Annotated in this window: 20 protein-coding genes and 5 pseudogenes; 11 read left to right on the top strand and 14 right to left on the bottom strand. The window is 61.1% G+C overall.

From position 1 onward, the window contains the following. Nucleotides 1-128 precede the first annotated feature (128 nt). The gene (locus ADIAG_RS21745) at nt 129-293 is read left to right on the top strand and encodes a hypothetical protein (RefSeq protein ID WP_161623982.1); all 165 of its coding nucleotides are present in this window, start codon (nt 129-131) and stop codon (nt 291-293) included. A 209-nt stretch (nt 294-502) separates the two neighbouring features. Here ADIAG_RS21745 and ADIAG_RS19355 read toward each other — a convergent pair whose 3' ends face one another. The 6 genes and pseudogenes from ADIAG_RS19355 to ADIAG_RS21140 all read right to left on the bottom strand — a co-directional run. After that, nucleotides 503-805: a DUF4193 family protein gene (locus ADIAG_RS19355; protein ID WP_007273147.1), complete on the bottom strand. Its 303-nt coding sequence runs from the start codon at nt 803-805 to the stop codon at nt 503-505. A 217-nt stretch (nt 806-1,022) separates the two neighbouring features. After that, nucleotides 1,023-2,147 (bottom strand): glutamate--cysteine ligase, encoded by a 1,125-nt coding sequence (locus ADIAG_RS19350; RefSeq protein WP_007273146.1) that lies wholly within the window; start codon nt 2,145-2,147, stop codon nt 1,023-1,025. A gap of 1,308 nt (nt 2,148-3,455) precedes the next feature. Then, a complete protein-coding gene (locus tag ADIAG_RS19345; protein WP_007273144.1) occupies nt 3,456-4,340 on the bottom strand; it encodes a DUF2382 domain-containing protein in 885 nt (294 codons plus the stop codon). A 149-nt stretch (nt 4,341-4,489) separates the two neighbouring features. Further along, nucleotides 4,490-5,029: pseudogene (locus tag ADIAG_RS21520) on the bottom strand (hypothetical protein). Between the two features lie 244 nt (nt 5,030-5,273). After that, nucleotides 5,274-5,471: a hypothetical protein gene (locus tag ADIAG_RS19335; RefSeq protein ID WP_007273141.1), complete on the bottom strand. Its 198-nt coding sequence runs from the start codon at nt 5,469-5,471 to the stop codon at nt 5,274-5,276. A 217-nt stretch (nt 5,472-5,688) separates the two neighbouring features. Beyond that, nucleotides 5,689-6,073: pseudogene (locus tag ADIAG_RS21140) on the bottom strand (manganese catalase family protein); the annotation flags it as partial. A 449-nt stretch (nt 6,074-6,522) separates the two neighbouring features. On the opposite strand from ADIAG_RS21140, the gene ADIAG_RS19325 reads away from it, so the two are divergent. Further along, a complete protein-coding gene (locus ADIAG_RS19325; RefSeq protein ID WP_007273139.1) occupies nt 6,523-6,840 on the top strand; it encodes a DUF6457 domain-containing protein in 318 nt (105 codons plus the stop codon). Nucleotides 6,841-6,902: 62 nt separating this feature from the next. Here ADIAG_RS19325 and ADIAG_RS19320 read toward each other — a convergent pair whose 3' ends face one another. Then, entirely contained in the window at nt 6,903-9,236 is a 2,334-nt protein-coding gene (locus tag ADIAG_RS19320; RefSeq protein ID WP_007273138.1) for an FdhF/YdeP family oxidoreductase, read from the bottom strand. Nucleotides 9,237-10,183: 947 nt separating this feature from the next. Between ADIAG_RS19320 and ADIAG_RS19315 the strand changes: the two genes are divergently transcribed. From ADIAG_RS19315 to ADIAG_RS22715, 4 genes and pseudogenes are all read left to right on the top strand, one after another. After that, complete coding sequence (locus ADIAG_RS19315; RefSeq protein WP_007273137.1) at nt 10,184-10,915, top strand: GAF and ANTAR domain-containing protein; 732 nt, start codon at nt 10,184-10,186, stop codon at nt 10,913-10,915. 17 nt (nt 10,916-10,932) lie between these two features. Beyond that, on the top strand, nt 10,933-11,208 hold the full coding sequence (locus tag ADIAG_RS19310; RefSeq protein WP_007273136.1) for a hypothetical protein: 276 nt from the start codon (nt 10,933-10,935) through the stop codon (nt 11,206-11,208). Further along, the gene (locus ADIAG_RS19305; protein WP_007273135.1) at nt 11,209-11,928 is read left to right on the top strand and encodes a GAF and ANTAR domain-containing protein; all 720 of its coding nucleotides are present in this window, start codon (nt 11,209-11,211) and stop codon (nt 11,926-11,928) included. It begins immediately after the preceding gene. A 522-nt stretch (nt 11,929-12,450) separates the two neighbouring features. After that, nucleotides 12,451-13,029: pseudogene (locus tag ADIAG_RS22715) on the top strand (GAF and ANTAR domain-containing protein); the annotation flags it as partial. A 214-nt stretch (nt 13,030-13,243) separates the two neighbouring features. On the opposite strand, the gene ADIAG_RS19300 reads toward ADIAG_RS22715, so the two are convergent. The 3 genes from ADIAG_RS19300 to ADIAG_RS19295 all read right to left on the bottom strand — a co-directional run bounded on the left by ADIAG_RS19300 (nt 13,244) and on the right by ADIAG_RS19295 (nt 14,716). Next, nucleotides 13,244-13,468: a helix-turn-helix domain-containing protein gene (locus ADIAG_RS19300; protein WP_007273131.1), complete on the bottom strand. Its 225-nt coding sequence runs from the start codon at nt 13,466-13,468 to the stop codon at nt 13,244-13,246. A 187-nt stretch (nt 13,469-13,655) separates the two neighbouring features. After that, the gene (locus ADIAG_RS21740) at nt 13,656-13,832 is read right to left on the bottom strand and encodes a hypothetical protein (protein ID WP_007273130.1); all 177 of its coding nucleotides are present in this window, start codon (nt 13,830-13,832) and stop codon (nt 13,656-13,658) included. A 38-nt stretch (nt 13,833-13,870) separates the two neighbouring features. Next, nucleotides 13,871-14,716, bottom strand: coding sequence for a manganese catalase family protein (locus tag ADIAG_RS19295; RefSeq protein ID WP_007273129.1), 846 nt, complete (start codon nt 14,714-14,716; stop codon nt 13,871-13,873). Nucleotides 14,717-15,046: 330 nt separating this feature from the next. Here ADIAG_RS19295 and ADIAG_RS21735 point away from each other — a divergent pair, with 330 nt between their 5' ends. Beyond that, entirely contained in the window at nt 15,047-15,202 is a 156-nt protein-coding gene (locus ADIAG_RS21735; RefSeq protein ID WP_007273128.1) for a hypothetical protein, read from the top strand. A gap of 463 nt (nt 15,203-15,665) precedes the next feature. Here the strand turns inward: ADIAG_RS21735 and ADIAG_RS20575 are convergent. Then, a pseudogene (locus ADIAG_RS20575) lies at nt 15,666-15,983 on the bottom strand (hypothetical protein); the annotation flags it as partial. Between the two features lie 86 nt (nt 15,984-16,069). Here ADIAG_RS20575 and ADIAG_RS19285 point away from each other — a divergent pair. Then, a pseudogene (locus ADIAG_RS19285) lies at nt 16,070-16,375 on the top strand (recombinase family protein); the annotation flags it as partial. Nucleotides 16,376-16,501: 126 nt separating this feature from the next. Here the strand turns inward: ADIAG_RS19285 and ADIAG_RS19280 are convergent. Both ADIAG_RS19280 and ADIAG_RS19275 read right to left on the bottom strand, forming a co-directional pair. Further along, entirely contained in the window at nt 16,502-16,756 is a 255-nt protein-coding gene (locus tag ADIAG_RS19280; RefSeq protein WP_007273125.1) for a hypothetical protein, read from the bottom strand. A gap of 113 nt (nt 16,757-16,869) precedes the next feature. Continuing rightward, on the bottom strand, nt 16,870-17,190 hold the full coding sequence (locus tag ADIAG_RS19275) for a MerR family transcriptional regulator (RefSeq protein ID WP_007273124.1): 321 nt from the start codon (nt 17,188-17,190) through the stop codon (nt 16,870-16,872). A 167-nt stretch (nt 17,191-17,357) separates the two neighbouring features. Between ADIAG_RS19275 and ADIAG_RS19270 the strand changes: the two genes are divergently transcribed. The 3 genes from ADIAG_RS19270 (at nt 17,358) to ADIAG_RS19265 (ending at nt 18,796) form a co-directional block, all read left to right on the top strand. Beyond that, entirely contained in the window at nt 17,358-17,780 is a 423-nt protein-coding gene (locus tag ADIAG_RS19270) for an Hsp20/alpha crystallin family protein (RefSeq protein ID WP_007273123.1), read from the top strand. A gap of 247 nt (nt 17,781-18,027) precedes the next feature. Further along, a complete protein-coding gene (locus ADIAG_RS22710; RefSeq protein WP_083874325.1) occupies nt 18,028-18,417 on the top strand; it encodes a J domain-containing protein in 390 nt (129 codons plus the stop codon). 13 nt (nt 18,418-18,430) lie between these two features. Next, nucleotides 18,431-18,796: a hypothetical protein gene (locus ADIAG_RS19265; protein WP_007273122.1), complete on the top strand. Its 366-nt coding sequence runs from the start codon at nt 18,431-18,433 to the stop codon at nt 18,794-18,796. 436 nt (nt 18,797-19,232) lie between these two features. On the opposite strand, the gene ADIAG_RS22480 is transcribed toward ADIAG_RS19265, so the two are convergent. Further along, nucleotides 19,233-19,583: an ice-binding family protein gene (locus ADIAG_RS22480; RefSeq protein WP_268744260.1), complete on the bottom strand. Its 351-nt coding sequence runs from the start codon at nt 19,581-19,583 to the stop codon at nt 19,233-19,235. Between the last annotated feature and the right edge of the window lie 608 nt (nt 19,584-20,191).

The raw sequence follows: 20,191 nt of genomic DNA, 5'->3' as shown, positions 1-20,191 counted from the left end.
AAGGATACCGTGTCGGTCTCCGCCAGGCAGGCGCTGGCATGTTTCGGGAAACCGGTTCCGCTGGCGGAAGGGGTGGATGCCGTCGCCGTGAGTGCCACGGGAATGCTGCCATCTCAAAAATCATGGCCGTGAAATCAAGCGATCGCTTGGCTCCCGGCACCGGGGCCAGACTTATCGAAGTCAATGTCTGTCCGCTTGGTGCCGCGGCCTCGGACAAACTCGTCGAGCGGACCGATGCCCTGCAATCCGGCCTTGGAAACGGGCCGAGCCACGCGGCTTGGTCGACCGGGTAGGTCATCATTGCCAAGACAATGACACGGACGAACGCTGGCCTCAATGTTCCAGGGCCATGGCCTTGCTGGAATTCGTCTCCTCCATCAGCGTCCCGCTAAAATCCTCCTCCGAGTCCTTCGAGGGTCAAGCGGCGAAGGCATTCGGTTCTTCAATGGCCGCGTCGACATGAGTCGGTGTGGGTTGGATCGTTGCTATGAGTCAGGGGTTCCTAAAGTTCGGCACAATCGCGACAGAGCTTCACGCCCTTGAACTCGTGGGTGATTTGGCTCCGGTGCCGAAGGGCGAAGCATTCCCCGCAGACAAACTCATCCGGTCCCTGGGGAACGACCTGGACCACGAGCTCATCGAGCACCATCGCACCGGGAAGCTCGGTGCCCTCCGAAAGGTCCGCTTCCTCCAGGTCCGTTTGGACGCTCATGGCGCTGGGCGCATCCATTTGCTGCACGGCTTTCAAGGTGCGTTGGGAAGCTTCGGCCACCTCGGGGCGGGCTTCATCGTAGTCCTGGGCCATGATTAATCCTTCCGCAGGCTCCGGGCGACGCCGAAATTGTAGATCTACGCGAGCTGATGGGACAAGCAGGATCCAAACCAATGTGGATGCAGCCATACATTCATCCGCTGGAACCTGTTGAGGTGCTCAAACATGGTTCCCGGACAGCAGCGGAACACCCTGCACATTATTGCCATGCGCACTATGCGCACTGCCTCAAGCCCGTCATCCAGGCCACTTAGGGAACGAAGCTCTGGGTCCGTTCCACGGCATCAAAAATGGTGTCCCGAAGACTTTCGTTGTTTCTGAAGGACCTGCGTTGGCGCTCGGCGCCCGTCCCCGCCAGTCTGATCCGGTGAATCGCCTCGAGAACGAAGGGCAAGTCGCCATATTCCTCCAGGACCGGGCGTACGTGCGCCACCAACGCCGCCAGCGCGGTGTCGACGGAACAGGGACGGTTTTCCTGCGGGTGAAGCAGCGATCCATGCAGACCTGCACTGCTGGCCTTCCACGATGCCAGACGCAGCACCTCGGTGGGGCAGACAGGCGGGAGGTTGCCTGCTTCCCAGTCCCTGGCGGCGCTTTCCACCAACGCCCGGACCAGGGAGGCGATGGCCGCCCCGTCACCTGCTTCGAGGCAGACATCCGCTACCCGCACTTCAACGGTGGGGTGACGGGCAGCAAGTCGTGCGTCGAAATACACCATGGCCTCATCGAGCAGGACATCGCACTGCAGCAGCGTCTCGACCAATTCTCGATACGCATCGGCGGAACCAAAAATGTCCGTGGGACCGGCCGTCGGCCATCGCCGCCACGCCTGGTACCTGAAACTCGCATACCCGCTATCTGTTCCCTGCCAGTAGGGAGAGTTGCTGCTCAGCGCCAGCAGCACCGGAAGCCAGATGCGGATGCGATCCAGCACGGCCACCGCCTCTTCATCCGAAACCACCGACACATGCACATGGAACCCGCAGGTGAGCTGCTCCTTCAGGGTCACCCCAAATTTCTTCTCCATGGCCACATAGCGTGGCAAGCGCACCAAGCGGGAGGCCGCGCGCATCGGATAGGTTCCCAGCGCCACCGCACGGGCCCCTGACAGCGCGGCCAAACGGTCCGCTTCTTGCCGTCCCTGGAGCATGGCGGTGCTCAAGGCGGACAGCTCGGTGTAGGGGGCGGAAACCAATTCGACCTGTTCCTGCTTGAGTTCGTGCGTCATCGAGGCGGCATCGACGCTTGCGGCAGGGCCATCGATGAAATGGGTGGAACCTTCAGAATTGCGCAGGACCTCTGCCGCCGCCGGGGCAAGCATCCCGGTGGCGGCATCAATGAGCAACAGCTCTTCTTCGACCCCGAAAGTGCGCATAGGCCAAGTGTTCCCGACGTCCGGGCAAAAGAGAACAATTTAGCAACCAGGTGAAAAGCTGAGATTTCCACAGGCAAGACCCGTGCCGCGTCATCGGGAGCGACAAAATTTTGGACCGTGGAAATCACCCCCCATGGACCGAAGTGACTTCGGCGAGGGAGACGAGGGAAAGCATGAGGGACCGCAGCGCATTATTCTACGATCAGGTACTGCCTCACGGCCTGTGCGGGGACCCGGCAAGACCGCCCGGAGCGCACCGTCGGCAGGTCCCCCTCCTGGACCACACCGGAGGGAGGTGGCACCTTCAAGGTCCGGACGTATGCTCCCGCACTGACCTCCACGCCGCAGCCATCCCGCAGCTCGGCTTTGCCCTATAAAAAAGTCCGGGGCGGACTTACGCAGGGTTCATCAAAGTCGTTCGCGCCTCGCGCGCATCCAGTCAGCCGTGACGCGATGGCTCGATGCGCTTCGGTGACCGGCACGTTGAGCCATATTTCGATGACCCCATGGGATAGGGACACGGCGTGGCCGAGAAAAGCGCAGCGGGGCAATCACCCCCAACGGACGCAGGAATGACATGGTCATTGCAGAAAGGAATGCTACGGCGGCATCGAATGGGGCACGGCGTCCTCCCGCTGGCTGACGCCCATCGGGATGATGGTCCTGCTCAGTGCGCTGGCCACCGCTATCGGCGTCGGCCTCGGGGCCGCGAAACACCACGAATGCCGAGGAAGTGGCAAAGCAGGCAACGCGGAACTCGCAATCATTCGGGATCGCCGACGGTATCGTGCTGGGCCTGATACTTCTGCTCACCTACTATTACCGAGGATACGTGGCAGGTTGCATGGCACGATTGGGCGGCTTCAAGCAAGGTGCCGCTGCATGGCTGTGGGGCATTGTCATCGTGGCAATCCTCGCCAATCTGGGAGGGGTACCGCAGATTCCGGTCGAGGGCAGCCTCCCGACCACCAGCGGCCTGATCGGTTGTCCATCGCCCGTCTTGGTCCCCTGCTTGGGGCGATCCTTGGCGGCAAGGCAGGGACGCGCTTCCATCGCAAGGAAGGATAGCTCCGAGCGGGGTGCCCCTTCCGTTTTCGGCATGCATGGCTCCAGGCGGACACCTGGCGTGGGCAGCGTTGCCTCCGACTGGATTTCCTTGTCTTGCGAATTCCACGTCCTGCGGTCCCGGCTCCGGACCGACCAAACCAGGCATGGGTCCACCGCGGGAGGGCATGAGAAAAGCGGCTCCCGGAAAGCATGCTTCCGGAAGCCGCCAGGCCCTGACCATGGGCAGGCCCCTGCCACCTCTCAGTGCTTGCGCGGTCGGGAATCGGTGCCGGTATCGGTGTCTGGTGTGATTTCCTCCCGGCTAATCTCTTCGTTGACGGTTTCCTGCTCCGTGACGGTTTCGGTGTCAAGCCGGACCCGTTCCACCGGAACGGTCTCCTTTTCCACCACCGGGTGCTCGGCATGAAGAGTAACTTCTTGTTCCTCTTCGCGCAGGTTCGCGCCCGCCAGTGCATCATCGCGGGTGCCGTCGGTGATGGGTTCGCGTTCGATCCTCACCTCTTCGTGGCTGACCGGAACCGTGCGGGTTTCGTTTTCCGTCACCACGTACTTGCGTAGCCTGGCCCGGCCGGCCTCCTGGGTCTCGGTGCCCACGTGCAGACGTTCCTCGGAACGGGTCATGGCATCGTCGGTGTTGTATCCCTCGGTGTCCCGGTCGGCAGAGCCGGCGCCGGATTCGGTGTCCGTTCGGGCATACCCGGCGGTCTGCTCGCTGTCCGTTGCGGCATAACCGGTGGTGTCGGCCTCGGAGAACCCGGGTTGTTCGCTGCCGGTGTCCGTACCGGTACCTACTACGGTCTCTGCATCGCCGGAAAGTCCGTAGTGGCGGTAGAGTCGTTCCTCGTCCTCCGGTTCCAGATGGCCGTCCGGATCGATCCGGGGGGCGTCCTTGACCTGTTCCTTGGTGTATGGCACGCGGATGTCATCTCCCTCGACGGTGGCCTCGTCGAGGGGAACGAAGCTTTGGGACATGCCGAACAGCCCGGTCTTGACCGACGCCCAGCTCGGGTCCTGGGACCGGTCATCGAGGTAGAGCTCCCCGACGGCGCCGATCTTGTCTCCCTCGGAGTCCAGGACGGTGGCCTTGGAATCGAGCAGACGGTTGAGTTGTTCCTTGACGATCATTGTTCCTCCTTGATGGGTGGCCGGACGCCGCGGCATCCTACATGGCCCGTCTTATCTGTGTGTTGTTGGCGAACCTGCCCGGTGTGGTGGGTCGGCTCACCGGCATGCCCGGCGACGGCCGGAGAGGATACAGGAAGGGCTGAATGTTCCTAGTCCTTCAGGAGCCCGAGCTTGACGTTCTTGGGCCGCTGCATCTCGCCGTGCCAGGCCCCTAGGACGATGACGGTGGCGGCGACGCCCGGGATGACCCACTGCAACAGCTTCAGCTGCTTCTGGGCCTTGGCCAGGTCCGCGGAGGTTTCCGCCCCGGGTTCCGTGGCGCCCCTTGCCCCTTCGGCCGCCAGCTCATCGACCTTCTTGCCCAGGATCGCGGCGTAAAGGGTGACCGCCGCCCCGGCGGCGGTCACAGCGGTCTTGATCCAAGTGGCGGCCATGACGCCGTCCTGTGCCGTGTAGCGGCCCTTGTTCTCCTAGAGAATGGGTCCCAGTGAGGCCAGGTGCGCTGCGAAGGCCCCGGTTTGGACCGGCACCCATTTCTTCCATCCCAGACTGGAGAGCCTGGTTCTTTCGGTGGCGTCCTTGGCTTGCGAGGTGGCGCCATTGAGGCCGATCGCTCCCATGAGAGAGCCTCCGAACCATGCGGCAACCGAGAGGTCATGGATCGAACGGGCAAACAGGTTTCCGGACACGGGACACCTTGCCTTTCGTTTCGAGGATGGGATGGACCCCACGATTCCTCATGGGAGGACCAGAAGTAAAGGGTTTTGCGTACCATCGACACTTTGGCAACAACGTCGGTCCCCAAAGGCAACCGGGCGCAGTGGGGGACCCCGTTGATGCCGGATTCATCGGTTCGCTGGTGACCAGCATCCTCCAGGCGCCCCATACGCCGGCCCCGAGTGGAGGACGGCTTGGTTCCTGATACGCCTCGTCTTAGTCGGTGGGCTCCCCGGGCGGCGCCGAATCCAGATCCTCTTGGAGTTCTTCCGGAGCCGATTCGTCGGGGAAAGTATCGTGCTCTCGACTTTCTTCAAGGGGGGCCGGCTTGTTGGCCGTGTCCATTTCCCGGGTTTCCTGCATCCTCTGGTCTTCCGGGTTCTGGCCGGAGCTGGTGTGAGCGTTTTTGTTCATCAGGGTTTCCTTAAAGGGGAGATGTCGGGTTTTTATTCAGGGGTGGAAGCCAAGCGGCGGAACAACGCCGCCCTGGGCCCGGGGCTTCACTCGCCCATGGATTTCATGAGGGGCTTGGGGGCGGTCCGCGGATTTGAGTTCGACCTCGGTCGTGGTCTGGATCAGGAGGAAGTTCTTGAGCGGGTCTCTTGTTGTCCGTCACCTCGATGATGGGTCACTTCTGGGGCTTGCCGGTGGATTCGAGCATCATGTTGCATAGCAAATCCAGGACCAGGTTTCCGCTGGTGTAGACGTAGCTGCCCAGCCACGGGTTTCCTGCCGCATCGGCCGGCATCGAGCCCTTGGGCGGCGACCAGGTCATCGTGGATGTTGCTGGTGTCGACGAGTTCGACGGCGCTGATTTCTTCGGTGCCGATGCCCTGGAGCAGGTCCTTGTAGGGTTTGGCTGCCGCATCGCCTCGGAAGTTCGTGCTTTGGAAGAGGTACTGCATCATGGTGCGCAGTCCGCCGGATTGTCCGCCCAAGCCTTCCTGGAGGACGGCGGCGGGGTCGGGTTCGTCGACGGAGATTTCGTTGATGAGTAGCTGGGTGTGCGAATACATTTTGGGCTCCTGACTGAGAAGGAAGGACCAATCCGTGAAGCTTTTTCCGAGCGACAATTAACCACACCCTCATAGCAGGGTCAATAGTCTTTAAGCCATCCAGGACCGTCGGCCCCCGGGAACCGTGAAACTGACCTCTCGCGTTTCGATTCACGGCTTTGGAAGCCGGAGGGGCCCCAACCGGCGGCAGTGGCCCCAAGGCTCGCGGTAGGGCCGGCCTGGCCCTACGGATGGATAATTTCCGGGGCCCGCAAATCTCTGCATCCTTTGGCCGATGGTTCATGGCGGTCCCGTTAGTGGCCGCGGGTAGACGGTGCGCCCGGGCACCATCGGCCGTTGTCTGGGAGATGGAAACATTGCTTTGGACCGCTGCCCCTGCTAAACGTTGGAGGTGGGTGGAATGCCGGCTCGGCCGAATCGGGACCCCCACCCAGACCCTAGGATCACCCATGACCGAGCGTGAAAATGAAAAGCACTCCTTGGACCGCTGGAGCCAGAAGCTCTCCAATGCCCTGCACATCCTGGACCTGAAACCCGACAACCCCTTGATCCTGGACCTGGCCGCGCAGTCGGCCCGTTCGGTGGACCCCTCCGCCGGCCCGATCAGTGCCTTCTATGTCGGCTATGCTGCGGCCCTGGCAGCGTCCAGCGGACAGGTGGATGCGCAGGAAGCGATGCGATCCGCGGCGCAGACGGCCATGACGCTGTGTCAGGACGGCAACGATCAGGACCCCGGCAGCGGCGGATGGGCGGAAACCGCCCAGTAGCCGGAACCCGGTTGCCAGCACCGTCGCCCGGATGGCCACGGTTCACCGGGGGGACGCAGCAGCTAGGTGGTAGCGGGGGAAGCGGTGGGCACAGTGTTGTCCCGAGCCGGTTCCAGGCGCACCACCACATGCTTGGACACCGGCGTATTGCTACCCTCCGCGACGGATTCCAACGGGATCAACACATTTGCCTCCGGGTAGTACGCCGCCGCGCAGCCGCGGGCGCTGGGATAGGCCACCACGCGGTAGCCGCGCAACACACGTTCCCGGCCATCGGCATGCTCCGAGTGGACATCGACGAATTGGCCGTCCGCCAGTCCCAGCTCGGCAAGGTCCTCGGGGTTCACGAAGACCACGTGGCGGCCCTTCTTGATCCCGCGATACCTGTCATTGTGCCCGTAGATCGTGGTGTTGAACTGGTCGTGGGAACGCAGGGTCTGCAGGACCAGCCGCCCCGGAGGGCACTGCACATGCTCCAGCTCATTGACCGTGAACATCGCCTTGCCGGTGGGTGTGTGGAAGGTGCGTGAATCCCGCGGACCATTGGCCAGCACAAAACCGCCTTCCTGCCGGATGCGCTGGTTGTAGTCTTCGCAACCTTCCACCACGCGGGAGATGTGGTCGCGGATGGTGTCGTAGTCGTTCTCGAACCCTTCCCAGTCCACGTTGGCCTTGTCGCTCAGGGTGGCCCGCGCCAGCCGGGAGACGATGGCGACCTCCGAGAGGAGGTTCGGTCCCACCGGTTCCACTTTTCCCCAGGACGGATGCACGGCGCAGACGGTGTCTTCCACCGAGACGAATTGGATGCCTCCTTCCTGCCTGTCGATTTCCGTGCGGCCCAGAGTAGGCAGGATCAGCGCTTCGTCGCCCACCACGGTGTGCGAGCGGTTCAGCTTCGTGGAGATTTGTACGGACATCTCCAGCTTTTCCATCGCGGCCTCGGCCACGTGGGTGTCGGAGACCGCCGCGACCAGGTTCCCACCCATGGCCAGGAACACTTTCAACGTGCCCTCGCGCATTTTCTCGATGGTCTGCACCGCATCGGCACCGTGCGCACGGGGCGGATCGAAACCGAACTCCTTCTCGATCGCATCCAGGAAGGCCGGGGGCATCTGTTCCCAGATCCCCATGGTGCGGTCCCCTTGGACATTGGAGTGTCCGCGGATGGGGCAGGCCCCGGCGCCGGGCTTGCCGATGTTGCCGCGCAGCAGCAGCAGGTTGATGATCTCCTTGATCGCGGCCACACCCTTCTTCTGCTGGGTCAGGCCCATCGCCCAGGTGATGATGACCTTCTGGGCCTTGATATAGCGGGCTGCCAGCTCGTCGATCTCCTCGGTGCGCAGGCCCGTGGCTTCGCGTACCTCGTCCTCGTCGAGATTGGCAAGATGCGCCTTGAGCTCCTTCAATCCCTCGCAGTGCTCCTGGATGAACCGGGCGTCGAGCACGGTCCCGGGGTTCGCCTCTTCGGCGTCCAGCACCCGCTTGCTCACGGCCTGCATCAGTGCCATGTCCCCGCCAAGGCGTATTTGCAGGTATTGGTCGGCGATTTCGGTGCCGCGCCCGATGACGCCCTTGACCTCCTGCGGGTTCTTGTAGCGGATCAGTCCGGCCTCGGGCAGCGGATTGACGGCGACAATCTCAGCTCCATTGTTCTTGGCACCCTCAAGGGCGGTGAGCATCCGGGGATGATTGGTGCCCGGGTTCTGGCCCATGATAATGATCAAGTCGGACTTGGCGAAGTCGTCGTAGGTGATGGTGCTTTTGCCGATGCCCAGGGTCTGGCCCATGGCCCAGCCGGTGGACTCATGGCACATGTTGGAGCAATCAGGAAGGTTGTTGGTGCCGTAGGCCCGCACGAACAACTGGTAAATGAAGGCAGCCTCATTGGAGGTCCTGCCGCTGGTGTAGAAGACGGCCTCGTCGGGCGACGCCAAGGAATTGAGCTTTTCGGCAATGATGGTAAAAGCCTTGCCCCAGCGCACGGGCCGATAATGGTCCTCGCCGGCGGGCTTGTACACCGGCTCGGTGAGCCGGCCTTGCTGGCCCAGCCAGTATTCGGAGCGTTGACGCAAGTCGCTGACGGAGTGTTCCGTCCAGAAGCTTGAATCCACGGTGACGGGGGTGGCCTCCCAATTCACCGCCTTGGCCCCGTTCTCGCAGAACTCGAAGGTGCTTCGGTGGCTCGGGTCCGGCCATGCGCAGCTCATGCAATCGAAGCCGTCCTTCTGGTTCATGGCCAGCAGTGTCTTGCGGCTTCTGTTCACCCCCATGTCCCGTAGGGCTGGAGCCATGGAGTGCACGACCCCGGGAATGCCGGCCGCCCAAGATTTGGGTTTGCCGACCTCGATGTCTTGCTGGCTGGGTTCCTCTACGTCGGGAGGATTCTTGCGTGTCATGGTTGGCTGCCCTTCAGTCGCCGTATCGGGCGCCGGCCATGGGTTGCTGTTGCCCGCGTCGCGCGCCTACCTCAGGCCTAACAGGTATTCCCTGCCGCCGCAAGCAAAACGGGAGGTCCACACGGCTGGATTCCCCGCGTTGACGGACACCGCACAGCGATCGGCTGATGATCAGGCGGAGCAGGTTTGGGGTTCCTGCTTTTTGATACTTGGGCGCCCCCCAAACGAACACCCAAGTGGTCTCGGGGATATCTGTGACATTCATTCCCGCCGCGAAACGGACAAGCGTTGTGCCGTCCTCAACGCCAGCAAGTGATTCCCCACTGATCGTCCGCGCGCCAAACAAGAATTCAGGCGTCCCGACTGTGAGGTTCCCATCCTGGGCGCGCCTGTTGAGTAGCTGCGCATTCGATGAAAAAGACAGCTGACATGGCTTGGACGACCTCGACGTTTAGATGGGTGTAGGGCCACCAATCGACGGCGCGTGTGGCGCGGGCCGGCGGCATGCCCCGGTGGATGCGCAACTAGCCGCGCAGGTGTGTCTTGACCCTGTCCTCGCTCCTGTTGGTCGTCGAGTCGACGCCGATATCGGCCAGCTCCGGGTGTAGTTAGTTTAACTGCCGGCCCTGGTGCCAGCTTGAGTTCTAGCGATCGTTGCAACGCGCCCGAAATTCGGGAGTATCAACGACCATGGATCCACTTTCAAATAAAGATCTTTCCTTACGGAAAAAATCGGACTCCACGCCGGCGCCCGCACCGGGCCGGAGGTACCGCAAGTATTCACCCCAAGACATGGGGGAGCGCTTTGGATCGGGGGGGCTATCGCTGTCGGCCGGACCCGTGAAGTGTCTTTCGCAACGAAGCAACGATCCGGCGCTTTGTGGCCCGGGGATGTGTAGGCTTGGAGCAGGATATTGCTGGTGTTTCCGAGACAGAAAGGCACCTTCATGGCCCAGATGGGGAAGTCGCTCCCGATTGCGGACGAGTTGGCCGCGGCGGCGGCGAATGCCGCCGGGTTGCTCATGTCCGAGGCCACCGTGGCCGAAACGCTGAAACTCATCACCGCCGCGGCGAAAACCAGTGTCCCCTTTGCCCTTGGCGCCGGAGCGACGCTGATTGACGCCAATGCCCGACCCACCAGCGCTGCCGCCTCGGACCAGATTGTCGAGCAGGCCGACGCTCTGCAATACGACCTCGAACAGGGCCCCTGCCTCTCGGCCTGGGCCACCGGAGAAACCATAGTCGTCCAAGACATTGCCGGCGATGAGCGCTGGCCGGAATGGTCCCGGGTCGTAGGGCCGCTTGCCGTCGCCTCGTCCATCAGCGTTCCGCTGAAATCCTCCTCCGAGTCCTTTGGTGCGGTGAAAGTCTATGCCGCCGAGTCCCAGGCCTTCACTGAACGCTCCCGCGCAGTCCTGGAACTGCTAGCCAAGCAAGCCTCCGTGCTGCTGGAACATGCCATCACCGCGGAACAGGCCAAGAAGGTCAGTGACGAGTTGCGCAACACCCTGCATTCGCGCGACGTCATCGGCATGGCCAAGGGCATCATCATGGAGCGCCACGGCGTTGCCGCCGAGGATGCGGTGCGGCTGTTGATGAAGCAAGCCGTCGCGGAGGGCCGGACCCTGGGCGAGCTTGCTGCCCGGTTAGTCGAGGCACCCACCCCGCAAGGTGCTTAGCGACGGGGGAACAAGCCATGGATAATGATGAGGATGATCTGCAGCTGAAGCAGCTGCGCCAGGCACTGCCGCTTGCGGGCCTGACGGTGGGCGAGTTGTGGCTGAGGTACTTCGGCATTGGCGGTTCGGCCGGCCAGTTCGAAATGGAGGCGTACCTCCATGCCGCCCATGCGCTGCCGACATTGGAACGAGATCTAGTGGCGCACGCGATCAATGAACGCTTCATGGACCTGGACATTGATTTCAGGGTCCCCTACTCCACGGACATTGACCCGGGAAAGACGGAAACCTAAATGGGCACGCCGGGTCAGGATTCGCGCAGCCCGGACGAGCTGCAAGACCTGCTGCTGGACAGCGAGGGCTTCAGCGATTTCATGCTGGAGCTGGTGCTGATTGCCGCAGCGGGACTGGGAAGCGGCAAGCCGGTGCTGTGTTCCATCACGGTGGAGCGCGAAGGTTTCCCGCTCACAGTGGCCAGCAGCGAGCTCGATGCCATGTTCTTGGATGAACGCCAGTACGCCTTTGACAATGGTCCCTGCCTGACCGCGCTGCGTCAGCAGCGCACGGTCTTCATCCCGGAGCTGGCAGAGTCGAGGAATTGGGAGGATTACGCGCGAGAAATCGCCTCCAGCGGGGTGCGCACCATCCTCGCGGTCCCCGTGGAAGCCGGCAGCGGTACTCAGGCCGCACTGAACTGCTACTCCCGTGAACCTGGAATAATGGATGCGACCTTTATCTCCGCCGTGCAGGCCTTCGCCGGATCTATCTCGCGCATTCTGCGCCTGGCCCTGCGATTCCACCTGCCTGCCCTGGCCGGCGCCGACCTGAGCTCCGAGTTGCGGGCCCGAGGGCTAGTTGACGCAGCCGTGGCGGTGATTATGATCGAAGACAAGTGCAGTCGGGCCGAGGCCTTCGCGCAATTGGGTCGTTCGGCATTCTCGGGGAACGTGCGCGTCGGCGACAGGGCGATCGAAGTTCTGCGTGAGGCACGACGCGCCCAGGGGATGGAATAGGCCAGTTCCCTTGCCCTGGCTCGTGGCAGCGTGGCGGTGGCCGGGCCAGGGGTGCCGCGAAATGGGCAAGCCCCGGGTATTGACTGCACCGGCGACAATCTCCTGCAGGAATCGCCGATCTGACATGCACCGCGAGGAGACGTGGAACCGGGGATTTTCCGCCCCCCCTTTGCCGAACAACTCCAGGGCTTCGTTCTGGAGCTGTTCGGTCCACGAGGACTACGTGGAGCGGCTAGATCTCTGTGCCGCAGCCTCGAAGCAGAACAGCCTGCGTCGCGCTCTCGTGCGTCTGTTGGTGAGACCAAGGTGACTGTGGCGGGGGCGGGCGGCGCGTTGCGACGTTGGGGGAGGGGACAAACAGCCATGGTGAGGGTGCTTTTGCCGAACGGCTGCGCACGACCGGGAGTCAGAGGGCCAGCGATGGATGACGGCCAGCTGACCAGCGTCTGCGAGTATCTCTATGCGAAGGTGCTGGAGACCGACTAGATCGGGTCGGTCTTCAACGCGTTGACGCACCTAGCAGTGCGGGAACTGTCCGGCGGGGACCCATGGCGGATACGGTCCGGAATCACGACAGTTAGCAGCAGGCGTGCGGGCACGGCGGCCAGCAGCAGCAGCCTCGAGGCCCAGGAGCTGGACGAGGTCCAGTACGGCCTGGGTGAGGACTCATGCCTCACCGCTGCCCGGGACCGTGCCCTTGTCCTGTTCCCGGACCTACGCGTGGAACCACGCTGGCCGCGACATGCCGGGCACATGGTGTCCCGGGACATCGGCTCGGTGCTGGCGGTGCCATTCGAGCTTCAGGACGGGGACTGCGCCGCATTGAACCTGTCTTCGCGCGATGTCCACGAGTTCGACCCCAGGCGAGTCGATACTGCGCAGGGATATGCGGACCAAGCGTCCAGCGCGCTGGCACTGGCGCTCAAGGTGCCCGGGCCCCGAGAGGAAGCCACACAGTCACTGGAGACGATGAAGGTGCGCGCCCCGATGGATTTGGCCGCCGGCGTCGTCGTGGGGCAAAGCCAGTGCTCCCCGGAGGAAGCCGTAGGCATCCTGCGGGCCGCGTCCAATTGCCGCAACAGCAAACTACGCGACGTGACGGCCGCCGTGGTCGGCCCGCGAGCCCCGATACCCCCACGGCCCATTTCGCCGCGGAGTCATCGACACCGCCGCGAAGACCCCTACGGCGTTCACCCCTGGGCGGCCGCGCCCGCCCGGGGAGGGGCTGTCAAGGATTTTCGCCACCGGGGAGCAGGAACAGCACGCCATGGCCGGCAGCCATGGCGGACCTCGTTCGGGTGCCTGCCGCTCTTAGCTAGGTCGGCGTGTGCAGGTGCGCAGCTGCCGATGTGTGCTGGTCGGCGGCCAGGTACTCCTGCACGGCCCGGGCTGGAATCCGGTACAACTTGCCGAAGCTCACCGCAGGAAGCTTGCCCTCCTTCACCAGATCGTACACGGTCATCCGCGGTAGGTTCATCGCCGCGGCGGCCTCGGCCACCCTCAGGTAGTCGCTGTCTGCGGCGTCCTGTGGCTCAAGCATGTCATCCCTCCATTCAGGTGTCCCTCATTCCCGGCCGAACGACAGTTTCGGCCGGCACCCCGTTCCCGGGTCCTGGATGGTTCCCATGGTAAGTGCCCGTTCGACAATGCTTCAAGGTTTTGCGCATCCGCCCGGCGCGAGGCTTTCTTCCCCTGACGGATGGGTGGTTCGCGGGTGACCCAAGATCTCAGTGCTGGTCATGAAAGCCGCAGACGATGAGCTGAACTCGTACCGCACCGGCGAGTCCGCCAGCCCAGTTTGAAACGAGGCACAGAAAAGAATTGTCGCCGCCATGAGCAGCAACGTGAACAAGCTGCAGATAGAGGACTTCCAGGTAGGAAACCTGAAAAATTCCCAGCAGCATTCAAGCGACGGTCCTCTGGCGAGGCTTATCCGCAGGATTTACTCCTTGTGGAGTTTGTCCTGCACGGCACTGGCGGTTTTCTCCACGATGTTGGGCAGCTCGGTAGTCCCAAAGAGCCTGCTGTCCGGGTGCGTTGGAGCTGGCATCGGTGCCGAGGTATCCGGGGCGGAGAGGTAGGTGAATTCTCCTTTTCCATCCGGGGCCTCTCCCTTGGCCCATGTTCCCTCTGCTGCCGCGGCTCCATCGGAGAAGATGATGTATTGGTAGGAAACCGGGGTGTGTTCCTTGGATTGCGGGAAGTTGCTGGGAACTGGTAGCGATTCGGCGTTCTCGGCCTGGAGTTCTCGTGCGGCGGCGATCCACTGGTTCTGGTGCATGGTGTCCCGGGCCAACAGGAATGAGAGCATGTCTCGTACCCCGTGGTCATCCGTCATGTGATAAAGCCGGGCGACCTGCAAGCGCCCTTGCATTTCGGCATTCGCATTGGACATGAAGTCGGCTAGGAGGTTGCCGCTAGCAGTGACGTAGGACCCGGACCACGGGTTGCCCATGCTGTCCACCGGCCGGGCCCCCGCTCCAGCTACGATGGCATGTTGGACATCGGTGCCCCCGATTATCGCGGCGACAGCGGGATCGGACTGGACATCTTTATCTGTAATGCCCATCGGCGACTTTTCCAACAGCTGCGCGATCATCTTGGCAAGCATTTCAACATGCCCGAACTCCTCCGCCGCGATCCCGTAGAGCAAGTCCTTGTACTTGCCAGGAATGTGGATATTCCACGCCTGAAAACCGTATTGCATGGCGACGGTGATTTCGTCGTACTGTCCGCCCAGGACCTCCTGAAGCTTGCGCGCGTAGACGGCGTCCGGCTGGTCCGGCACCGAGCTCTATTGCAATTCCTGCTTATGGAAAAACATGAGTTTCCTCCGCCAAGGGATGCGCGGGTGGGGATGCAGCGGACTCTTCTGTCTGGGTCGACTCGTCACCCACGCTGTGTGTTTCGACTCTAACGGGGGGCCTGGATTTATGGAAGGATTCAACAAGGCTCTCTAAAGTACAGTTGAAGACGAACGTTGCAAACGGCCCCGAAACCTGTATAAAACGCGGAACCCCGTTCCTGAAGTGCAGGTCAGGGGCGGAACGCTCCGGCAACAGATCCCGTCCACCACTGCATGCCTCGTCGAGAAGAACGCTAAGGAGCTGGGCAACACATGGATATCAATGACGTACGCAAGCGACAAACAGAACTGGTGCAGATACTTGCTTCCGAGTCCTCCACGGTGACGTTGGCACAAGCCAGCAACGAGCTGGAGGAACTGGCGAGATGGATGGAGGAACACAAGGAAACGGGTACCAAAGGCACGTGATGTGTTCGCTTGTTGCCTGAAGGACCTAGATGCCGTTCGCATAGGATCTTTTTTTGGAACCGAGAACTGTCACTTGAATGAGAAGGTCCTTCATCAGGCGTTGCCGTTGATGTGCGCTTGCCGCAAAAACCGTTTTCGTGTTTGATTCCGGCGCCTAGATAAAGCTGCGTCTTGGGCCATTGCCGATTTGATACGTAGGGACGACATCATCCCGCTTCGATAGCAAGTGATCTTCCGTGGAAGCAGAAAAGCGCTTGAGGATCAGCATGTTTCCGCGGCAGGTCCGAAGTAGCAAAGCCCTGGTTCGCTGGTCCACAAAGCGGCCATGGCAGCACCTTGAGGTGCAGCAGACCGAACGAGGATGCGTCTCAATCGGCTCGAAAGATGCTGAGTTCCTCTGATATAACGCCACGGGAGCACTCCTGGTGTATCCCGTAAGGCAATGCCGTCGTCCAGGATGCTCTTAGTTTTTCACGAGACCGAGCTTGACATTTTTCGGTCGCTGCATTTCGCCATGTTTGGCCCCCAGCACGATGACCAGTGCTGCGAAGCCCGGAATCAACCACTGCAATTGGCGCAGCTGCTTCTGGGCCTTGGCAAGTTCGCCGGACGCGGTGGCATTGGGTTCTGTTTCCCCCTTGGACCCTTCATCCGCCAGCTCATCCACTTTCTTGCCCAGGACACTCGCATAGAGAGTAACAGCTGCTCCAGCTACCTTCACTCCCGTCTAGATCCAAGTTGCCGCCATGACACCGTCCTGGGCGGCGTATCGACCCTTATTTCAAGACGCGTTCGGCGGCTTCGGCTATATCCGGCCGGCTTCATCGTAATCCTGAGCCATAGTCCTTCCTCTGCCTTGAAATGGGTGTTTCCCGAAAGCTGGTGTTCACGGGGGAAGATTCCCCGATGGCGAACCTGATGCTCTCGGTCATGGGCGTGTTCGCCGAGTTTGAACGGTCGCTGATCGCGGAACGCCAGCGCGAAGGCATCGCCTTGGCGAAGACCCGCGGGATCTACAAGCAGCGCAAACGCGCCTTGGATCCCGACAAGGTTAGCGGGCTGGTGGTTCGGGCGGCTGCCGGGGTTCCCACGGTCCGGCTTGCGAGGGAATACGGATTGAGTCGGGAAACGGTGTATCAGTACCTTCGACGCTCCGGCACATCCACCCTCTGAAGGAGTTGGTGGAGGGGTTCACTTGGGACGTTCGAGGCAACGACGGAATCAGCTGACTTCACTGCAAGTGACCCAGCACCCCGGTGGGGTGGCCGGTGCCATTGGACTCAGGGCCGGCCATCCTGCTTACGGTTCACCGGGTATCGGGAGATCCTCTCTAATGGGTAGATCATCGAGGTACGGTTCGATTCCCGGCTCTTCCTCAGGCTCCATGTCACTGTCGTGCACCTCGTCCCAGACCACCAGCCGTTCACTGTCCGGACCGCTTTGGGGGTGGAGGTCATCGTCGGCCTCCAAGGGCCGGGCATCATCGAAGGTGATAGCACCTTCGGCGATGGCTGCGGTATCAGCAATGTCTAGGGGTTCAATAACCTCACTCATTAATCTGCCTCCTGTTTACCGTGGTTCCTCGATCGGGATCCCAAGGTAGGACATGCTTGTCAAAGAATCAAGACCACGGGTCGCTTGGATCCAACGGGGATGCTCGTCGGGGGTTAGCTTTCCGAGGCTTTTTGTTTCTTGCCCTGCTGTGAATCTTGCCGCTCAAGTTCGCTCCTCAGGGACGCGTTTTCTGCCTCCAAGGACAAGACAAGGCCGATTCCCGATAAGTTCAGCCCCTGGGCGAGGAGGTGGGAGATGCGGCGCAAGATATCCAGGTCCTCCTCGCTGTAGCGGCGAGTTCCGCCCTCGGTGCGCTGGGGGTCCAAAAGTCCCTTGCGTTCATAGAGGCGCAGGTTCTGTTGTCCGGTGCCTACCAGCTCGGCGGCAACCGAAATCCCATACACGGCAAGGTCTCTCGATCTTTTCTGAGTCATCTTCCCGTCCTTTCCTTATCCCTGGCTCGATCAATGCGGGGGAGTTTGACAGGCTTGCGACCCCATAGTGATTGTGCTATAAAAATTGTATCCGCTGATACAGATTATCGCGGATGCGACAAATTGGAAATGGCATATCAGAGACACTGTGAAGGAGTGCAACTGCCATGTTGATGCGTACAGACCCGTTCCGTGATCTTGACCGGATCGCTCAGCAGGTTTTCGGAACCCCGGCTCGCCCGGCAGCGATGAGCATGGATGCTTGGCGTAATGGGGACACTTTCGAGGTTGAGTTCGATTTGCCCGGGATCAAACCGGATTCGATCGACTTGGACGTTGAACGCAACGTGGTGACCGTGAAGGCGGAGCGTCCTGCCCTGGACAAGGATTTGGAAATGCTCGCTTCGGAACGTCCCCGGGGCGTGTTCAGCCGTCAGCTGGTCTTGGGAGAGAACTTGGATACCGAAAACATCGAAGCCAGCTACGAAGCCGGTGTGCTACGTTTGCGCATTCCGGTGGCTGAGAAGGCCAAGCCTCGCAAGATCTCCATTACCGCCCCAAGCCAGGATCGCGAGGCGATCGACCCATAGGGACACCCAAACCGGGCAGTAACCGCGTGGTGATCCCCAGGCACCATGGAATCGCAGATAACTCGACACCCGAGGTGGCGTGAGTTTCCTGAAGACCAGCCATTGCGTCGAAAACACCACAATATCGGTTCTCTCCCGCGGTTTCTTGGAGTCGGTGGGTTCCGGGCCCTGACGTCCCGGGGCCCACCGACACCCCTAACTATGCCTCGGGCGGTGAAGCCCAAAGGTTAGCGAAAGAGGTGAGAACGTGGCCGAAGCTACCAATCCCTACCGCGTACTAGGTCTGAACATGGGGGCCACACCGCGTGAGATCGCTAGGGCCTACAGGTCAGAAGTTCGCCGCTACCACCCAGATACCATGTCTGCTGAGGCCTCCTCCTCGGGATTCCGGATGACCGCCGAGAAGTCATTGGCGCAGGTGATGGAAGCCTACGAAACATTATCTCGTCCCTCCGCCGGCACTAAAAGTGAGCGTGCCGGAGACACCCCGTCACCCCACCAAGCGCCATCGGTTCAAACACCATTCGATCGATCGCAGTCCGATCACGTGACGGTGCGCCGCCACGAACCGCGGCTTTTGGCTCAAGACACTCCACCCATCCAGATTTCTCCTCTTCGGTGGGAACCATTTAGCTAGGAGGTGCTTCACGATGAGCGCATGGCGTCGCTACGATTCTCCGTTACTGCCAGTTTTTCATGAACGTTTCGAGCAACGATGGGGTCCGGGCACCGCACCGTTTTTGGATCCTGAAGTCAATGAACAACCGACGCCGCGGGCCCAATGGATCAACATCGATACCGGAGCTGCACTGGCCGTAGTCCCGGTGTGGAGTGATGATGAGGCCCATAGGTCGTTCGCGATATTTTACCTTCCGCCTCAAGGGGATATTTGGTTGTTGCGTCCCGGTCTCACCGATTACATTGAGTCGGGGCAGCTGGAGAAGGTGAGGTTGCGCAATGACGCATTCAAGAAAGCCGTAGAGCATGCCAAGGCCTTCATCGACGGGGCACCCTAAACGAGCTGATTTTTTCAACCAAGAGTGAAAAATCCTCACGTTGCCATTGGGGTATCAGAGGATCCTTTACGGGCGTCGTGCGGTTTGTTCCTCACGGGCGTGTGGTGTTCTGTGCTGAAGTATTTGAGCTACCCGTATGGGAATTTGTCCCGGGCGGGGTCTATGCGAGCCGAGTGGTGTGAATGTCAACGTATTCAACTGTCAAGAATTTGATGTTCAGGCGTTGCGGTGAGGAATCGGATCACGAGACTATGCAGCCGGTCGCAACGCATTTTTTCTGTGTCATTTTCCGGAGACGATTACACTGGCTGTCCAAAGTCCTCTGCAACGCGATTATGCGTCCGCAAGCAGGACTCTTAGCCGGGCCGGAATTCTAGATCCGAGGTCTTCCCTTTCGAAATGGGTCACCATGCCGTTTTCGCGGTCGGTGCAGGCGTTATGAGGGAGAACTGATGGTGGCGCGGGTGACCGTGAGGGAACCGGCGCAGGAATACAGTCTCCCGATGAGTTTGGCGCGAGACTCGACGGAGGCCCCGGTGTTCGCTAGGAAGGTGCCCCGGGCGGTGCTCGAAGCACCCAGCGTGACGTCGCCGGTGCTACGCCAGTAGACGTTCTCGGTCTGGGTCCCGCGCGCGAGCACAATGCTGCTGTCATTGCTGGTGGTGATGGTTCCGGCCCGATGAAGCGGGCGCTGGGGTCTCCTTTGGCATCGAGGGTCACTGTGCCGGTCACAGTAAATTTGCCTGTGGAGCTGGTGTAGACCCCGGGGGAAGGTGCCTGAAAGCACCGGGTTACGGCTAGTCGTGCCCGGATACTTCTCAATCCGTCTAAGTTGAAGGAGAACATCCCGGAACGGTCCCTGTAGTTTTCCTCGGAAGACCTGGGCTGCTTAGGAGTTTTCGGATAGCGGTTTAGTGGTCTATCTGGGGACGGACCAGAAATGGATGGCGACGGAACAGTTCCTCGCAGAACTTGATATCTGCTTGAAGTCGCGCCTGAACCTATAGTCCTACCCAAAATGTAGTGAGCACACCCGGAGACAGACCGGCTCACAGCACCCTGAACACCGGTATCGATCGGTTGTCCAGGGCGCTTCCATGAGATCCTGTGTCGCGGTGACGAGGCGTGGTCTTCATCGCTTCTAGTTTGGCGATCACAGCATTCATCGTCTCGCCATTGTTGCGACTGTTCTGTGCTGGAAAAAGCATGAGCGATTGCGAAAATCGATTCAGGGTGATTCTCTGCAGCCCTGGATGAGTGGACGCGGTGGATTGTTCGTGCCCATACTGGGTGAAGGTGGCCGACTCGCCCCAGGTTGGCATGTGGCTGGCGTGAGTTGTGAACAGTGTCTTGGATGCTGGAGATCTTTGGCCGATGGATGGGAATCACAATGAC

This window comes from Paeniglutamicibacter gangotriensis Lz1y (genome assembly GCF_000348945.1).
In the GTDB taxonomy this organism is placed as follows: domain Bacteria; phylum Actinomycetota; class Actinomycetes; order Actinomycetales; family Micrococcaceae; genus Paeniglutamicibacter; species Paeniglutamicibacter gangotriensis.
This window is presented reverse-complemented; position numbering and strand designations above follow the sequence as displayed.

Bases quoted from the DNA above. Each gene is read 5' to 3' on its own strand.
- ADIAG_RS19355 (WP_007273147.1), bottom strand. From the start codon at position 805: ATGGCCCAGGACTACGATGAAGCCCGCCCCGAGGTGGCCGAAGCTTCC.
- ADIAG_RS19350 (WP_007273146.1), bottom strand. From the start codon at position 2,147: ATGCGCACTTTCGGGGTCGAAGAAGAGCTGTTGCTCATTGATGCCGCC.
- ADIAG_RS19345 (WP_007273144.1), bottom strand. From the start codon at position 4,340: ATGATCGTCAAGGAACAACTCAACCGTCTGCTCGATTCCAAGGCCACC.
- ADIAG_RS19335 (WP_007273141.1), bottom strand. From the start codon at position 5,471: ATGAACAAAAACGCTCACACCAGCTCCGGCCAGAACCCGGAAGACCAG.
- ADIAG_RS19325 (WP_007273139.1), top strand. From the start codon at position 6,523: ATGACCGAGCGTGAAAATGAAAAGCACTCCTTGGACCGCTGGAGCCAG.
- ADIAG_RS19320 (WP_007273138.1), bottom strand. From the start codon at position 9,236: ATGACACGCAAGAATCCTCCCGACGTAGAGGAACCCAGCCAGCAAGAC.
- ADIAG_RS19315 (WP_007273137.1), top strand. From the start codon at position 10,184: ATGGCCCAGATGGGGAAGTCGCTCCCGATTGCGGACGAGTTGGCCGCG.
- ADIAG_RS19310 (WP_007273136.1), top strand. From the start codon at position 10,933: ATGGATAATGATGAGGATGATCTGCAGCTGAAGCAGCTGCGCCAGGCA.
- ADIAG_RS19305 (WP_007273135.1), top strand. From the start codon at position 11,209: ATGGGCACGCCGGGTCAGGATTCGCGCAGCCCGGACGAGCTGCAAGAC.
- ADIAG_RS19300 (WP_007273131.1), bottom strand. From the start codon at position 13,468: ATGCTTGAGCCACAGGACGCCGCAGACAGCGACTACCTGAGGGTGGCC.
- ADIAG_RS21740 (WP_007273130.1), bottom strand. From the start codon at position 13,832: ATGCTGCTGGGAATTTTTCAGGTTTCCTACCTGGAAGTCCTCTATCTG.
- ADIAG_RS21735 (WP_007273128.1), top strand. From the start codon at position 15,047: ATGGATATCAATGACGTACGCAAGCGACAAACAGAACTGGTGCAGATA.
- ADIAG_RS19280 (WP_007273125.1), bottom strand. From the start codon at position 16,756: ATGAGTGAGGTTATTGAACCCCTAGACATTGCTGATACCGCAGCCATC.
- ADIAG_RS19275 (WP_007273124.1), bottom strand. From the start codon at position 17,190: ATGACTCAGAAAAGATCGAGAGACCTTGCCGTGTATGGGATTTCGGTT.
- ADIAG_RS19270 (WP_007273123.1), top strand. From the start codon at position 17,358: ATGTTGATGCGTACAGACCCGTTCCGTGATCTTGACCGGATCGCTCAG.
- ADIAG_RS19265 (WP_007273122.1), top strand. From the start codon at position 18,431: ATGAGCGCATGGCGTCGCTACGATTCTCCGTTACTGCCAGTTTTTCAT.